We start from the raw sequence: 16909 nt of genomic DNA on the forward strand, positions 1-16909 counted from the left end.
TTACACAAAATAATTTACAGGCTCCCCTAATTTTTTAGCACTGTATTGCTTACTTTCATAAGTGAAATTAATTTGACAAGTACCATGATCGAGAAGATCTACTTCAAGTTTGTTTTGTCTTAATAAGTTTGGAACGAATACTTCACCATCGTAGCCCACTACAGCATCTTGCTGTCCATTAATTCGAACGCTATAGCCTGGTAATAATGGTGTATTGTTTTTATCAACTATTCTCACCAAGCCTGAAATAACCCGATGTGCACCAAAGTCAACCAAGGTTCCTTGACGATAGCCCACAAGTGCGGTCTGATTGGTAGTCGTCACATCCCATTCCAATGGTAAATAAGATGGATCTAGATAAATATTATGAGATTGATACGGTCTTAAATTAGCAATTAAGAATCTTCCCGACTTATCAGTTTCTCCTAAATTTACTCCACCATTTATAATCTGGCTTTGCGGTCCGGCATTGGTGACAACAGCATAACCTTCCCCTATTTCATTGGCCGCAAATATACGTCCTGCCGCCGCAACCAACGATCCGGTCGCTGAAAGTGCAACCTGGTCATTATCCCCAATTCGGTTATAACGACCTGTCAGATACGCAGCCCTTGCTCGATAAGAACCATAGATCGATGCATTGTTAGTATGCGCATCCTGATCTCGCTCTACATATCCACCCCATCCAAATGAGCCAATGTGTGGATCACTAAATCCATTTACTTCTTGTCTATACGTTGTTTTACCACTGTCATTAGAAAAACTTGTTATTGAATTAACTTTTGTAGATGGCGTATAGCGCAGCGCAAAGTAAATGCCATAGTCCTTATGGTTTTCATAATCTTTATAAGCTGAACTATAAAAACCCCAGTTCTTGTTTAAACTTCCGCTTAAGTTGGCAGACAGTAACTTATACGAGTTATCACTGTACTTGATCTGGTTATAACCGACATAAACACCATAGCCTGCATAAAAGTTATAGTTAATCCCTGCCCTAATAATCTCATCTGCCAGCGCGCTATAGCTAAGATAGTTCTGTGGCTCAGCACTAATCTGGTTTTCTTTTAAATATCGGATTTGAGATACACGGGCCAGATCAAAGTAGTTATCAAATACTTTGCGGTAACTGGTGTTAAATGAAATATTCTTGCTAATACGCCCTTCTAAACCGATCAGAGTTGAATAGCCGTTTTCATCCTTATACTGACTAGCAGCAATGTCGGCATTAATCACCCCCACACCAAACAAATTCTTGGCGAAACCTGTTCCTACGTTGGAAAGACCATCTGTTGAGGCTTCCACACCCCCACTTAAGGTTAGTGAATTGCTATAACCATAACGAATTGCACCAGAGGCAAAGGTGGCATCATCATAATCGTTTGAGTACAGCCCATAGTTATAGCGTGGAACCCCAACATCTACTGAAAACTCATTTATGCCTTTTGCCAGAATCTTCGATGAAAAGTAGTAAGGTTTTTTAGTAATGATTTGCTGACCTGTGGCATCAGTCGTCACCAGTGTGACTTCATTTCCTGAAATAAACGGCAGCTGCTTAATGTCAAATGGGCCTGACGGAACAAGTCCTGAATAAATCTTTTGCTGGTTAACATATAAGTCCAGTGTTGAAGGCAGTGCCGCCGAACCAGAAAATTGCGGCAACGCCGAGGTAACAATATCACCACGCTGGGTATAGGCACTCGACCACTGGAAACCGGCAAGACGTACATTACTGCCCCAGTCCGAGCTGTTAGAAATAAAGTCACCTAGGGTATATATCCTGACTTTTTCAGGGTCTACATATTGCCATTTACTTTCCAGACGCACCCACTTCTCATGGCTATAGCTCGTTTCATTACTACCGTTATATAAAACGCCTGATGAAAAGTTACCGAGTGCACTATTAAAAATTCCTTCAGCTGAACCTGAGAAAATACTCTCATCATTGGTTATAGTATGGTACAGGCTATAATTCAGGATTGCAGCATTTAAGGGTTTCATTTTCAGCAAGTTAGTGTTTGTAGTCGATTGACCATTTAAGTCAACGGAATAGTCACTCAACATGCTCGAAGGAACTTGCAAGTTTAAAGATTGCTCATTTTCCAGATATTTAAACTGGATTCCTTTAAGTTCATTAATACATACCCATTGACTATCTGGAATATGCTCATCCATTTTTAGCCTTAAAGCTTTTAGGTCACGGGCACGAACATATAACTTTTTATCTTGATCTTGGTGTACCGATATTAAATCAGTAGATGTATTAGAATTGATCGAAATATTTAAAAATAACTGAATATAACCTCTATCAGAACCAGATGCCTGAAAAGCGGAGTTTGTTACTTCCGGAATATTGGGTAAAGCAGCATTGGTGTTATCTTGTAATGATTCAGCAAAAGCATGAATCGGCAAATACATAACACATAAAGCACTTACGAGATATTTCATATGTGCCTCTTTAAAGAGATGCTGGCTTACCGTTAATATTCAATGAAATATTATATTTATGATCAGCTTGAAATTTAAAATCAGAACTAATATTAAAGTTTCTTGATTTTCCGGAAAGAATATAACCATTTACGGTATTTACTTTAATCGGATAACTTTTGTTTGAAGTAGTATCTACAAGCGTTAAATTATTTAACAGTGCATGGCGATTGCCAATATTATTAATGGAAAGATAAGCACTATTTTGTTCTTGTTGTATTGACCAAGTCAGCTTAGTCATCGCATCTTTATTGACTACAAACACAGGCAATGATGAGCGAAGCAATACATTTACACCTTGAGAAGCTTTTCGGCTATCAATAGGCTTGGGTAATTCATCAATAATAATACGGTAGGTTTTCTCACCAGAAATTGGTTCCGGCTTAATTCTAACTACTCGTAAATTATAAGAATCATTAGGTTTTAATTTTAAAAAAGGTGGGCTAATTGCAATATCATCTGTAGGAATTAATTGATCTTGCCCAGCATTTTGAGTCCATTCAAATATACGTACCTGTAAATCAGCACTTTCATTTGACTGGTTATACAAGCTAATTGAAGATGCAGTCTGATCACTCAATATTTCAACATTTACAGGAGAAAGACGTATTGAGGCAGCATTTAACATACTAGGCAAAAATAATAATAATAAACTTGTAGCAACAAAGATATTTTTTCTCATGATTTGCCCAGAATTACTTTTCTCAAATTAAACTTAAGCTAGCTCTTTCAATTAAGAGCTAGCGTCAACAATGAATAGAACTTATTTAAAATTAATAAGTAACAGTAACAGTCACAGTATCAACATAACTACCTGCACTTGGCAAAGTTGAGCCAGCAGGAATACGGCCATATACGTTTACTGTTTGTACTGCGCCAGTACCTGTACCACTATAGGCTGTTGTTGAAATACCGATTGCTGTTGCACGGTTAGTGTCAGAGAAAAGGTTATAAGGGATATATTCGTTACTTGTTGCACCGCCAATCATACGGCGTTGAGTTGTTTGAGCATTTTTGCCTGCATCAAAAGCTAAAGTCCATGGCACAGTATTGTTACATAACACTTTAATAGCTGTACCGCCCGTAGTAGTCGTATCTGCATCTACATTGCTAGCAAGAGAGCTTAAAGTACCAAAATCTAAAACTGCATTAGCAGTTGTACCCGTAGCTGATGTATTCAATACACAACTATTTGTAATTGTTGCTTTAACAGTTAATGTACCTGTAGCCGTTGCAGCATTTGCGACATTGATAGACATTAACCCCATAGCAATTGCTGTTAAACCGATGAGAGATTTTTTCATGATTGAAAACCTTTTTACATTACGCCAATAAGAATTAATAGATGTAAAAACTAGCCTTCCCCAATCCAATCACTAGCTTTTCTGACTGTTTTTTCAAAGCGTCTTTTTTTTTACTCTACTGTGCGCGCATCATACAAAAAAACAACAAAAATGCTGATATTAGTTTCATTTTAAATATCTATTAACAATTCAAAATCCGATGGATTTCTCAATTATGTGTTTTTATATGGTCTATACCACTTTTTGTAGAAATTTCCGGTAATTTTATTCACTTTTTTATTAGTTTTAATAAAAAATCATAAAATTTCATTAGTTAAATTTTACCATCATTTTTTATAGTTTATCATTTATTAAAATTTCCCTTCCACTAGGAGAGCAAAATTTAAGCTTTTGTTTGTTCTATATATTTTAAATGAATAAGAAAATAATATTCTATGAATAAGAATTCTAAGGAAGTGAAAGGTGGTTTAATCACTTTTCCCAAAATTGAGGTAAGAAATGTCATCTAGCTTTAGCAAAAAAGATAAATATGCTTTAAGTATTTCTAAAGACTAAATGAAAAATAAATCCTAAAATTCCCCCTACCATTGCAAAGCCCAGTTGTACATAAGCTTTACCATACCAAGCAAGTCTATTTAATTGATAATTTCCTTCATTCACATTAATCATCCACATATTTTTAATATCCCAACTATGGAATCCTTTTGGTCGTTCTGCAAAAAAATCAAGAATAGGTGTAAATCCTAAAATGAATAAAATGCCCAACAATGGATAGACGATACAACCAGGAAAAATAGGTTTCTTCTTTTGTTCCATGGAATCAAATATTAGGGCAATAATAACTAGTAAAGTTTCAGCTAAAGCTACTTTTTTAAAAGTTTCGAAGTCATAGCCAAGATAAAACATTAAAAACAATAAAAAAATATCAGTAAAAAAAACAGAAAATGTTAAAAATTTCCAGCTCATTTCAAACCCTTACTTGATTTTTTAGAATGCTATATAGTTGTAATAAAATCTATTGAAAATATCCTTTCAATTGACAAATACTATCAAAAAATGTTTAAAAAAACATAAAGCCATCAACTTAAAAGCTAGATTTTTGATCAAACTCATACAAGCAAATTTCAGACTTGATTAAATTTATAAAGTTAAAAAACTGTTTAGATTAATTCCCAGATTTATTTAGATTTTTTTATTAACTAGCTTTTTAAATAATAGCAGGCTTATTTAAAAAATCTAAACCATAAAAAAACTCTCATATATTTTATAATCAAAGCAATAATTATAAAAGTTCATTATTTATAAAACCAACTTTATCTTAAAATTATTACGCCCCAGCTTATAGAAAATTAAATACACTCTATTCAATTTAATCTTAAATATAATCATTTACTATTGATATATGCTCTTACAGCTAACAATTCCCTACTTGTAGTTTAAGCTGCTTCTTGGCAAGGTATGTGCCAGTAAAACATTAGGAATTTGTTCACATATGGCGAGTCCAGCACAAATCATTCGACATAAATTTCTCAATACATTCTTTTCACGCCATTCACTCTGGTTCTTGTGTATTTTTACGGCACTTAGTATCACATGGTTTAGAACCGTATATACGCCTCATAGTATCTATTATTTTATTTCAGATACTCTACTCAATGGTTTATGGGTCGTTACTGGTGCATTAAGCTTATTGGGTTTATATGACGTCTTACAAAATAGACACTCTATCTTAAGAAATTACCCAATTATGGGTCATTTTCGTTTTTTATTTGAAGATATACGTCCAGAAATTCGCCAATACTTTATTGAAGCCGATCAAGATGCTCTACCTTTCTCGCGTATGCAAAGAAGCTTAGTTTATCAACGTGCAAAAAATGAAAATGCCGATAAACCTTTCGGGTCAATCATAGATGTCTATCAACAAGATTATCGCTTTATTGTTCACTCAATTAGTCCATGCCCACCAGCAGATCCTAAGAGTTTTCGTATTCAAATTGGTAATGCACAATGCCTTCAACCCTATAGTGCATCTATTATGAATATCTCTGCCATGAGCTTTGGTAGTTTAAGTGCAAATGCAATACGTGCATTAAATAAAGGTGCACAGTTGGGTGGGTTTTATCATGACACTGGTGAAGGAAGTCTCAGCCCTTATCATTTAGAAAATGGTGGTGATATTGTCTGGCAAATTGCCAGTGGCTATTTTGGTTGTCGAACTTTAGATGGAAAATTTGACGAACAAAAGTTTGCTAAACAGTCTCAATTGCCACAAATCAAAATGATTGAGTTAAAACTTTCACAAGGTGCTAAACCCGGGCATGGCGGTATTTTACCTAAGCATAAAATTACTGCTGAAATTGCCGAAATTCGTGGTGTTTCACGTGATCATGACTGTATTTCACCAGCAAAACATTCTAGCTTCTCCACACCAATTGAAATGATGCACTTTTTGCAAAAGTTACGCACTTTATCTGGCGGCAAACCTGTTGGTTTTAAACTATGTATTGGGCAACCTTGGCAGTTTATGAGTATTGTAAAAGCAATGCTTGAAACAAAAATTGTGCCTGATTTTATTGTGGTAGACGGTTCTGAAGGTGGTACTGGTGCAGCACCAATTGAATTTAGTGACTATATTGGTACTCCCTTACGTGAAGGCTTACGTTTTGTACACAACATGCTTGTAGGTGCTGGACTAAGAGACCAAGTTAAAATTGGTGCAAGCGGTAAAATTATTAGCGCATTTGATATTGCTAGTACTTTTGCATTAGGTGCAGATTGGGTTAACTCAGCACGCGGTTTTATGTTTGCAGTTGGATGTATTCAAGCGCAAAGTTGTCATACCAACCAATGTCCTGTAGGTGTAGCAACCCAAGATAAAGATCGTCAAAAAGCACTCCATGTACCTACCAAAGCAGAGCGCGTATTTAATTTCCATAAAAATACATTACATGCTTTATCAGAAATGATTGCTGCTGCCGGTTTACGTCATCCTTCAGATATTAAAGCCCATCATTTGGCTCAACGAGTCAATGACCGTGAAATCAAGAACTATGCTCAATTACATTTCTTCTTGAAAGAAGGAGAACTTTTACAATCTGAACTAAAAAATGATGATGATAATTTTTATTATCGTATGTGGAATATGGCTGATGCCAATCATTTTTAATTCATACTAACTTAATAATTTGAGCATCATATTTAAAATGTGATGCTCTCTCATATTTTAAATTTATATATGATTTTTGCTTTAAATAGCCTCTTCTTTTAGTTTGTATTTAATATATTTTTCACCTACTATAAAAGTATAAATAATATACACGCTTTAATTTTATTAAATAAATATCCTCAAACTGTAATAACAAGAAGGTATTCACTCATGTTTAAAAAAACATTCATTCCCACTTTTATTGCTCTTGCTGTAGGGTTAAGTAGCTATACATCGGCTTGTACACGTGCGGTATATTTAGGCAACAATCAACATATTATTACAGCCCGTTCAATGGACTGGAAAGTTGATAATGGCACAAATTTATGGATTTTACCGAGTGGTGTTGCTCGTGATGGAAGTGCAGGACCAAATTCAATTAAATGGACTTCTAAATATGGCAGCGTTATTGCAACAGGTTATGAAGTCTCTACAACCGACGGAATGAATGAAGCTGGTTTAGTCGCTAATGTCTTATGGTTAGTCGAATCTCAGTATCCAGATGTAAAAAATTCTAATAAACCATTATTAAGTATCGCAGCTTGGGCACAGTATGTACTCGATAATTTCGCCACCGTTGATGAAGCCGTTAAAGCTCTTGAGAATGAACCCTATACAATCGTAACAGACAGTGTTCCTGGCGAATCAAGACTCACAACACTTCATTTGTCTATTTCCGATAAAACAGGTGATAGTGCAATCATTGAATATATTGGCGGGAAACAAGTGATTCATCACAGCCGAAGTTATCAAATCATGACTAACTCCCCTACATTTGATAAACAGCTTGCACTTGCTGAATATTGGAAACAAATCGGCGGTACCGTTATGCTTCCGGGTACTAACCGTGCTTCTGACCGTTTTGCACGAGCATCATTTTATATTAATGCAATTCCAAAAAATGATGATATGAAACAAGCTCAGGCTTCTGTATTTAGCGTTATTCGAAATGCCTCTGTTCCATATGGATTAAATACACAAGAAGAGCCTAATATTTCATCGACCCGTTGGAGAACTGTTGCAGACCATAAACAGATGCTTTATTTTTTTGAATCCGCTTTATCACCCAATGTATTTTGGGTGGACTTGAAGAAAATAAATTTTAAAGATGGTAAAACCCGTAGACTGGATCTCGGTCCCGAGCAGAGCCATATCTATGCTGGAGATGCGACTTCTGATTTTAAAATTGCAAAACCATTTGCTTTTTTAAGCCCAAAAACTCTTTAATAAAAGGTAAAATTTATCACCTATAAGATAAATAATATCTGCTTTCTTGGAATTACATTATGAAAAAAGCCCTATTTTTATTAGGTACTTGTTTACTTACAACAGCTTGTAGCACGACCTCATATAAATCTACTACCACGACAGCAACATCTGAGCTAAAAACAGCGGGTCAGCTCAATTGCCTACCTACAGAACTTTGTCCAAGCTTACTTGTTAAATGGAATGAGAAACAGAAAAACCAAGTCCGTGTAGATGTACATTTAAGCAGTAGTTATAACTTCTATGATATTAATTCATTAGTATTTGATATTGATGGAAAACAATTTAGCTATAACCCAGCTCAAGCCACTGAGAAAACTACTGTTAGCAGATTTGTTCCTAAACACTCGACCACGTACTTTATTATTCCAAGTCAGTTCTTACAGGAATTTAAAAATGCAAAAAACATTAACGTGTTAGTTAAGACTGATAAAGGTATTATTGAGCGGAATATGTATTCACCGCAGAAACAATCTTCAGTGTATAAAAATTTCGTAGAACTTTATCAAAGTTTAAAATAATCATCTGATTTGATTAACTGATGCACTCAATCTATTTACTAGAATGAGTGCATTATTTTTTTAATAATAAAAATGCTTTGGCTTAGCATGTAAAAAGGCTGGAATTAAACCCGTTAAAGCTGCACGTATATCTGCACGTTCATTAATTAATTGATGAGACCCCTCTTCAAGCATTAACAAGGTTTGAAGTCTAAATTTACGGCGAATGAACTCAATGTTATAGCGCCAGTCTACCGTTTGATCTAATGCCCCTTGTGCTAACCAAACAGGAATACGACAAGCTGGACGCTCTTCCATTTCTTGCATCCATTTTGACATTGCTAAAATCCAGTCCATCCCCATCATGCGTGGTTGTAATGGATCTTTTAAACGAACAAAACGTAAAAATTCAGGATTATGATTGTTGCGTCTAAAGTGTCTTGGTACTTGGCGTTTAATACGACGAATAATGCCGAGTCCCACTGGGTTATGCCACCATGCTGTTTTAGCTGGTCGAATTAAAGGTGAAAGTAACAGAACTCTATCAACAATTGGATCTTGTCTTTTTTCAGCATACTCGAGCAAGTGATGCATCCAGATTGCTCCACCCGTGCTTTGGCCGATACCCACCCACGGTTTTGGTAACTGATCTGCATGTTTGACATACTGATAAACAGCCATTAGAACTTGCTGGTAATGATCAAAATTTTGAATACTTGCAGGTGAACCATTACTTAAACCATGACCAGGTAAATCATAAGTAATTACACTGAAGCCTTGTTCAAGAATTTCACGGATAATAGGTTGATAAATCCCACTATGTTCAAGATAGCCATGCAACAAACATACAGTCCCCTGTACTTTGTCTAATTTAGGCTTAAAAACTTGGACATGCAGACGAAATAAAGGCATTTGAACATAGCCTTGCCAATGGTCACAGTCGAGTAAATGCAAACCGTATAATTTGCGGTATGCTAAAAGTTCACGAGAAGGCTCTTCTAATGTATTTAAATTGAGTGGACTTAAAACTTGTGGAGTGAGATCACGGTTAGGTACCGGTAAATCTAATTGTTTTAATACGGCAGGATTGAGAAATGGAATCTCAGACATTAAGGCACCTCTCGACAATCACTTGAACCAAATAACATGTCACGAATTGTCGCAAGTAATTCATAATTTGCACGACGACTATGATCGTAGTTTTGTATACTCGGTTGCCAACGTGTAAGCGGTGTTGGCATAGGGGCAATAACTGGAATCGTTTCGATACCATTCAGAGCAAATAAACGGCGCGTACGCGGCATATGATATTCATCTGTAACTAACATTACTGTAGGTGCACCGCCTTTCTTTTGAAGCAGTAATGAACTAAAACGAGTATTTTCACAAGTATTCATACTTCTTTGTTCTAATAATTTTGCATCGACACCACGTTTTTTTAACCATGCTTGCATATATGGTGCTTCAACACCACTTAATACAATTGGTAGATGGTTTTGCTTTTCAACTTCTAACGTTTTCTCTAGTCTTAAGCGGGTATAACTATTAACTACAATATCTTTGCCATTTTTATCTAAAGTTAAACCGCCACCTAGTACTACAATAGCATACGGTTCTGTTAACTTTTTAGGTTGAGTTGGCAGAGGATTTTTACGGACATATTCAACTTTTTGCTCAGGCTCACTTACCGCTTTTTGATGTTCAGGTACTACAGGTTTTCTTGCTAAAAACTCGGTATATTGTTCAGTAAGAGCTTTGTTTTCAGAACTGTTAATAAAAAGCGCTTCATCTATAGGGCTACTTGTTTCATCAGCTGCATCAATTTCTGAGTTTTTCGCGACTAATGGAACACTTACAGCTGAAGTTTCTTCCTCTTCTTCCATCTCTTGTTCTTTTTCTTCTAAAAGAATAATTTGCTGCAAAGCTTTATAGTTTTCTTGTATGTAGCCCAAGTCTGCTGTCTTTTTTTCACGTATAGCATCTTCGGTAAGCTTTAAATAAGCCTGACGAGCAATCCATAAGTTTGAACCAGGCTCTAAGTTATCATGTTCACTTAATGCAGCTTTTCGCTGGCTTTCCGCTGCCACTTCATTCACATCTACTGGAACAAAATAGTTAAGTCCAGCTACAATAAGTTTTGAATAAAATGGCGAATATAGAAAAACCACGAAACAGCCCAATAGTACAAATAGCACAGTAACTACTTGTACAAAACGTACCATCAAGTGTACTTTTGGCATAGAACTATTCCGTATGATTTTCAATTAAACCTAAACTGTTATAAAGCACAGGTTCTGGTTCTAACATAACATGGAAACGCTGATCAACATCGTGTTGTACAGCTTGATAAGTTTTCTTTACATCAGCAAGAGATGCATTGGCATAATTCACCAAAACCAAGGCTTGTTTATGAAACATCCCCACCACACCAAGTTGTTTACCTTTCCAACCTGCTTGATCAATTAACCAACCCGCTGCAATTTTAACGTTACCGTTGGCTTGAGGATAATGTGGAATTGTTGAAAATTGTGTGATTAAGCGTTCAAATTCTTGAGCACTTACAATCGGGTTTTTAAAGAAGCTTCCTACATTTGGATATTCTTTTGGATCAGGTAATTTACTTTGACGAATAAGGATGACCTGATTTTGTAAATTTTCAGCAGTGAGATTGTCTCCAACTGCTTCCTTTAAATCACCATAATTCAACTTTAAATGAGGTTGCTTGAGTAATTTAAAGGTGACATGCGTGATGATATAGCGCGTCGGATCATCTTTAAAAATGCTATGTCTATAAGAAAAATGACAGTCGGCTGCTAAAATTGATTGTGTCTCTCCAAGTTTACGGTCATAGACCTGTACTGACTCAATAAACTCACCAACTTCAACGCCATAGGCACCAATGTTTTGTACTGGTGAAGCACCCACTAAGCCAGGAATAAGAGCTAAATTTTGTAAACCAAACCAGTTCTGCTGTGTACTATATAAAACAAAATCGTGCCAAACCTGTCCTGCACCTACTTTGACTCGAACAAAATTCTGATCTTCTGATAAAACTTGTATACCTTGAATATCAAGGTGAATGACTAACGCATTAATTTGCTGTGGCAGCAACATATTACTACCGCCAGATAAAACAAGTACATTTAGCTCATGCTGTTTAGCAAAATCCAAAGCTTCTTTAATATCTTCAACAGACGTAATCTTAGTATAATGAGAAGCTGTTACATCTAAACTTAAAGTATTGAATGGCTTAAGCTGTACTTGATTTTGAATTTGCATTGTATTGATAAACCTATTCTTAAACTTTCAATTGTTTTTTCAAAACATTAATCCATGCGAGAGTACTCGATTCACATTGGTCAAGTACACGCTCGAAGCCGTCATCACCACCATAGTAAGGATCAGGCAAAGCTTGCTTTGGATATTGGGGATCATGTTCACTCATTAATGCGACTTTTGCTCGAATTCGATGGCTACCAAACTGAAAGATAGCGTTTTGCAATAAATCATGAATATCTTCAAAGTTTTGATGGTCCATTGCCAAAATCAAATCAAAATCTAAAAAATCTTGAGTTGAAAGTTGTCTAGCACGTAAAGATGACAAGTCATAGCCTCTTTTCTTAGCATGCTTTTGACTACGCTGATCAGGGGCTTTATTTGGGTGATAATTACTCGTTCCAGCCGAATCAACGATTACATTGAGTTGATGCTTATCACAATAATGTCTGAAAACCACTTCAGCGGTGGGAGAACGGCAAATATTTCCTAAACAGACACATAAAACCTTATATTGTGTTTCCATTAGAAATTAGTTCCAAACATTTGAATTACATAGAAATAAACAGGTTACTTGCAAAGTTACTGCAAAATGCTAACAAACTATAAATCTGGCCAAGTCTGTATTGATCCTGATGACCTGTTGCATTTTGTCAAAACTCACTTGTGTTGAAAAGGAAAATAATGTTTATCAATAGATTAAAAGTTGATAAATCAGTCGATAAACTAGCTAATTTTGTCTTTTTATTTTAAATAGTGGTATCAAAAATATTTTGAGCAAAGCCCGCTCAATTATAAAAGCCCTACTTAAAGGGCTTTAAACAAATCATTTTGCTGAAGTCATTAACTCAATCATTTGTTTTGTTGGACTTAAGCTACCTAATTGCCACTGTTCAGGTGGATATTCATCAATTCTTATCCAAACATGCTCTCGAAAAGCAGGATTACCCTTACCCTCTATTTCTACAAATAAGTCTGTTATCCGTTTAAAAAGTTCGGCCTTACTGTCTTTATCGAGTAAACCTTCTATAGTTTGTATATTTATAAATGGCATAATGCTACCTGAATTAATGCTAGGTCTAAATTATAGACTCATCCTAATTGGAGCTTCCTCTAATGTCAAATCAAATTATTCCAGACCATAAATTTCCCGTAGATGTATGTGGAATCTTTAAAATTACTGAAATAATGAATGACAGATGGACAATCCTCTTGTTAAGAGAAGCTTTCTATGGGGTAACAAAATTTAATGATTTTTTAGTAAATACAGGAATATCAAAACAAATTTTATCTAATCGACTCAAACATCTTATTGAATTAGAAATATTTGAGTTATCTATTTATAAAGAAATAGGTGTAAGGGAACGTAAAGAATATTTACTTACCAAAAAAGGTAAAAGCCTAAATATTGTTTTGCTTGCTATGCTTGAATCTGGCGGTAATTTTATTGAAGCAGATCGGGATGTCGTTAAAGTTTTTAAGAAAAATTCAGATGATGAACTCAAACTGAAACTTGTTGATTCATCTGACCAAGTTATAGATTTTAATCATTTGGAACTGAAACTAACTCATCGTAGCCATAAGAAATAAATTTTTGTATGTTCCTTTCTTTTATGTTTAAGCCTAAATGAAAGATATTTATAGATAATATAAAAAAAGCCTACTCTTTCAAGTAGGCTTCCCCTTATGACTTTGCGCTGATCATTAAGGTTTATTGTTGTTTAAGGCAACATCTCAATTTTACAGAAATACTTAACAATTAAAACCCTACCAATAGCTAATAATCATTATTTAGTGGAAAAACTCTTCAGTAGTTTTTACCTTAGCAAAAGCATTGTTTAAAACTTGGTTATGATGATCAATTATGTGCTGCGCATCTAAAACCGTAGAATCAGATGTTGTATGGGCATCAGAGATTAAAGTTACTTTGTATCCAAACTCTGAAGCAGCTCTAATAGTCGTATCTATACAATATTCCGTTTTCATCCCAGTCACTATAATTTCATCAATATCAAGTTTCTCTAATAGTTCTTTTAAGACAGTATGCTTGAAACTGCTCGGATATGTTTTCTCAATGACAATATCTTTATCTGGATTGCAAGATAACTCTGTTATCAACTGAGTATTTAGGCTATCGGGATCTAAAGGCGTATCTTTTTCGCCAATATGACGGACAAAAATAATTGGCTTGTTATTGGAACGGTGATAATTAATCAACTTAAGAATATTTGAAAGTACAAATTGATGGTTATATGGCGTCGTCTTTGCTTTGAATAGTCCATTTTGCATATCAATGATGATTAAAACTGATTTTGAGTTATAACTTTGATCCATAATCTTTCTCTGAAAAAGCCAATAATGAGCAGAGAAAAATAAACCCAGCCATTATTGGCTGGGTTGAGGTATCTTATTAAGTCGCTCTAATAAAAAATCACACGCAGCCTTTTTTAAAGGTCGTGGTGGTGGTATTGATTTTTTTTGGTAAACAGTTCATGAATTAAACTTGCTCATCATTAAAGCGTATTTAAACATAGCATAATTTTTTCTTAAAACACAAAATTTTGTCTTTTAAGTTATTGATCGTTTTAGTCAAACCTTATTTAATACAGGAAAATTATTTATTTTTGAATAATTTATCAGTCATATTTTTATCAATTTTGCTACGATGCCCATTTTGAAAGTATCGATCGACATGACATAGCTTTGTTTTGGTATCACAAAACACACCATTTGAGAATGTAAATGCTGAAGTATCAAAATCGCCTTGAGAGAAAGCTTTATTCGCTTTATAAGGACCTAAATATTTAGCTGTAAGTTTTTTAGAGACGCCTTTTTTGTCCGCACAAATGTATTTATCACAAATGACACCCTTTTGAGGTGAATATACACCAGAGTTAGTTTTCGCCATCGCTGCAGAGCTAAGCATGAAGCAAGTACATCCAATAACACTAAGTAAAGTTTTAGAAATTTTCATTTTTAGAACCGAATAAAATTATAAATTGTTAAGACATTATATAAAATTACTAGCCTGCTCGAAAATCTACACAAGGCCACAAATAACAAAAAGCCCACGGTTCAATGGCCTTTTAAATAACTTGTACACCTGTTAAATATTCCTCTTCGAGCACATACAAACAGTGCTCACCTCATACAACCCTCAACATAATTGCCTTAGAACTACTTTATTTTAAAGCGTCTTATGCTAAGTTACTTAAAGATTGAATAGAACCGTTCAACAATAATTTTCAAGAATAAGGAAATAATGTATATGAGCCATTTTCAATTTCAAACTGTTCCAAATATCATCTCTGGCTTAGGCTCTATACAAGAATTACAGAATGTTTTGTCTTCAAAATCTTACCGTAAGTTATTGCTAGTCACAGATGCTGGTATGGTTAAAAACCAATTACACCGTCCCATCCTGCAAATTTTAGATACCCTCAATATTGAATATGTCATTTATGCAGATGTGCAGGCTGATCCGCCAGAACAAGTCGTTTTAGATGCGGCCAATTATGCAAAACAGCAAAATGTAGATGTCATTATTGGTTTTGGAGGTGGTAGCTCTTTGGATGTGGCAAAAGTAATCGCTTTGCTCTCGCATCCTGATCAAACTCAAAGTTTGCAAGAGATGTATGGCGTAAACCAAGTAACAACCACTCGTCTACCACTTATTTTGATTCCTACTACTGCGGGCACAGGTTCAGAAGTAACGCCAATCTCAATTGTAACTACTGGCGAGACAACAAAAATGGGGATTGTTTCCCCAGTATTATATGCTGATACAGCAATTCTTGACGCAACTTTTACTCAAAACCTTCCAGCACATATTACCGCTGCAACTGGTATCGATGCGATGGTCCATGCCATTGAGGCATATACTTCTAAACACAAAAAAAATGTTTATACCGATATTTTAGCCAAACATGCACTGAAATTATTGAACCATAATTTACCGAAAGTTCTTAAAGATGGTAATGATTTAGAATCACGTCAGAACATGCTGTTCGGCTCAATGCTTGCAGGTCAGGCATTTGCTAACTCACCTGTTGCAGCTGTGCATGCTCTAGCTTACCCACTGGGTGGACATTTTCATTTATCGCATGGACATACCAATGCTTTAGTGCTGGTTGAAGTTTTAAAATTTAATGCGCCGAATGCAAAAAAATACTATGCAGAACTTATGCAATGGCTAGATCCATATAGTAATGGCAGCACCGATGGGTTATGTGATCTGTTTATTGACCATATGCAAAATCACTTAGACCGTAGCGGTTTGACTTTAAAACTTAGTGATTTGGGTATTGAAGAGTCTAGCTTACCAAGACTTGCTCAAGATGCCATGTTGCAAACCCGCTTACTACAAAACAACCCACGTGATATGACAGAAGCCGCTGCTTTAGCAATTTATCAGGCGATTTATTAATGACTAAACCCGTTTTAAAAACCCGTGATCAATTTAAGTTCTTTTTAGATATTCAAACTCGTTGGGCCGATAATGATATTTACGGTCATGTAAATAATGTGACTTACTATAGCTACTTCGATACGGCTGCCAATGCTTTACTCATTCAAAAAACAGGTTTTGATATTCATGAAGCAAAATCAATTGGTTTAGTCGTCGACTCAGCTTGTAGCTTTTTTCAAGAGTTATCATTTCCAGAAGTTATTCAAGTAGGTGTTGCGATTGGTAAAATTGGTACAACATCTTTACGCTATGAATTGGCAATCTTTAAACAAGGTCAAGACCAAGCGTCAGCTCAAGGACATTTTGTGCATGTGTTTGTTGATCGCGAAACACGCAAGACTGTGCCAATTTCCGAGTCAGTTCGTGAAGTTTTAGATAATTTTTTATTATAAAAAGATGAGGCAAA

At 35.3% G+C, this 16909-nt stretch carries 17 protein-coding genes; 6 read left to right on the forward strand and 11 right to left on the reverse strand.

What is annotated here, in order from left to right; genetic code table 11:
- The 4 genes from ABLC00_RS11165 to ABLC00_RS11180 form a co-directional block, all read right to left on the reverse strand.
- Positions 1-2415 carry a fimbria/pilus outer membrane usher protein gene (locus tag ABLC00_RS11165; RefSeq protein ID WP_081404967.1) on the reverse strand — a complete coding sequence of 805 codons (2415 nt, stop codon included), beginning with the start codon at positions 2413-2415 and terminating at the stop codon, positions 1-3.
- Between the two features lie 40 nt (positions 2416-2455).
- On the reverse strand, positions 2456-3166 hold the full coding sequence (locus ABLC00_RS11170; RefSeq protein ID WP_004886675.1) for a molecular chaperone: 711 nt from the start codon (positions 3164-3166) through the stop codon (positions 2456-2458).
- 91 nt (positions 3167-3257) lie between these two features.
- Positions 3258-3788 (reverse strand): spore coat U domain-containing protein, encoded by a 531-nt coding sequence (locus ABLC00_RS11175; RefSeq protein ID WP_004886673.1) that lies wholly within the window; start codon positions 3786-3788, stop codon positions 3258-3260.
- A 534-nt stretch (positions 3789-4322) separates the two neighbouring features.
- Entirely contained in the window at positions 4323-4754 is a 432-nt protein-coding gene (locus ABLC00_RS11180) for a hypothetical protein (RefSeq protein ID WP_004886671.1), read from the reverse strand.
- Between the two features lie 526 nt (positions 4755-5280).
- Between ABLC00_RS11180 and ABLC00_RS11185 the strand changes: the two genes are divergently transcribed.
- The 3 genes from ABLC00_RS11185 to ABLC00_RS11195 all read left to right on the forward strand — a co-directional run bounded on the left by ABLC00_RS11185 (position 5281) and on the right by ABLC00_RS11195 (position 8780).
- Complete coding sequence (locus ABLC00_RS11185; protein WP_033846003.1) at positions 5281-6954, forward strand: FMN-binding glutamate synthase family protein; 1674 nt, start codon at positions 5281-5283, stop codon at positions 6952-6954.
- Between the two features lie 210 nt (positions 6955-7164).
- Complete coding sequence (locus tag ABLC00_RS11190) at positions 7165-8220, forward strand: linear amide C-N hydrolase (protein ID WP_348941284.1); 1056 nt, start codon at positions 7165-7167, stop codon at positions 8218-8220.
- A 56-nt stretch (positions 8221-8276) separates the two neighbouring features.
- Positions 8277-8780: a hypothetical protein gene (locus ABLC00_RS11195; protein ID WP_079377094.1), complete on the forward strand. Its 504-nt coding sequence runs from the start codon at positions 8277-8279 to the stop codon at positions 8778-8780.
- A 60-nt stretch (positions 8781-8840) separates the two neighbouring features.
- On the opposite strand, the gene ABLC00_RS11200 is transcribed toward ABLC00_RS11195, so the two are convergent.
- The 5 genes from ABLC00_RS11200 to ABLC00_RS11220 all read right to left on the reverse strand — a co-directional run bounded on the left by ABLC00_RS11200 (position 8841) and on the right by ABLC00_RS11220 (position 13089).
- The gene (locus ABLC00_RS11200; RefSeq protein ID WP_002052112.1) at positions 8841-9869 is read right to left on the reverse strand and encodes an alpha/beta hydrolase; all 1029 of its coding nucleotides are present in this window, start codon (positions 9867-9869) and stop codon (positions 8841-8843) included.
- Positions 9869-10999, reverse strand: a complete 1131-nt coding sequence (locus ABLC00_RS11205; RefSeq protein ID WP_002052109.1) for a YdcF family protein — start codon at positions 10997-10999, stop codon at positions 9869-9871. Before ABLC00_RS11205 ends, ABLC00_RS11200 begins: the two co-directional genes overlap by 1 nt.
- 4 nt (positions 11000-11003) lie before the next feature.
- Positions 11004-12038 (reverse strand): UDP-N-acetylmuramate dehydrogenase, encoded by a 1035-nt coding sequence (murB, locus tag ABLC00_RS11210; RefSeq protein WP_033846004.1) that lies wholly within the window; start codon positions 12036-12038, stop codon positions 11004-11006.
- Positions 12039-12057: 19 nt separating this feature from the next.
- Positions 12058-12561 (reverse strand): low molecular weight protein-tyrosine-phosphatase, encoded by a 504-nt coding sequence (locus ABLC00_RS11215; protein WP_004708263.1) that lies wholly within the window; start codon positions 12559-12561, stop codon positions 12058-12060.
- A 300-nt stretch (positions 12562-12861) separates the two neighbouring features.
- On the reverse strand, positions 12862-13089 hold the full coding sequence (locus tag ABLC00_RS11220; RefSeq protein WP_004886667.1) for a 4-oxalocrotonate tautomerase family protein: 228 nt from the start codon (positions 13087-13089) through the stop codon (positions 12862-12864).
- A gap of 62 nt (positions 13090-13151) precedes the next feature.
- On the opposite strand from ABLC00_RS11220, the gene ABLC00_RS11225 reads away from it, so the two are divergent.
- Entirely contained in the window at positions 13152-13625 is a 474-nt protein-coding gene (locus ABLC00_RS11225; RefSeq protein ID WP_004886664.1) for a helix-turn-helix domain-containing protein, read from the forward strand.
- 201 nt (positions 13626-13826) lie between these two features.
- Here the strand turns inward: ABLC00_RS11225 and ABLC00_RS11230 are convergent, their stop codons facing one another.
- Complete coding sequence (locus ABLC00_RS11230; RefSeq protein WP_348941283.1) at positions 13827-14369, reverse strand: cysteine hydrolase family protein; 543 nt, start codon at positions 14367-14369, stop codon at positions 13827-13829.
- 280 nt (positions 14370-14649) lie between these two features.
- Complete coding sequence (locus tag ABLC00_RS11235; RefSeq protein ID WP_002049049.1) at positions 14650-15009, reverse strand: YcgJ family protein; 360 nt, start codon at positions 15007-15009, stop codon at positions 14650-14652.
- A gap of 294 nt (positions 15010-15303) precedes the next feature.
- Here ABLC00_RS11235 and ABLC00_RS11240 point away from each other — a divergent pair, with 294 nt between their 5' ends.
- The gene (locus ABLC00_RS11240) at positions 15304-16461 is read left to right on the forward strand and encodes an iron-containing alcohol dehydrogenase (protein WP_002053664.1); all 1158 of its coding nucleotides are present in this window, start codon (positions 15304-15306) and stop codon (positions 16459-16461) included.
- Entirely contained in the window at positions 16461-16895 is a 435-nt protein-coding gene (locus ABLC00_RS11245; RefSeq protein ID WP_002053618.1) for a thioesterase family protein, read from the forward strand. Before ABLC00_RS11240 ends, ABLC00_RS11245 begins: the two co-directional genes overlap by 1 nt.
- Positions 16896-16909: the final 14 nt, after the last annotated feature.

This window comes from Acinetobacter nosocomialis, assembly GCF_041021905.1.
Classification (GTDB): Bacteria; Pseudomonadota; Gammaproteobacteria; order Pseudomonadales; family Moraxellaceae; genus Acinetobacter; species Acinetobacter nosocomialis.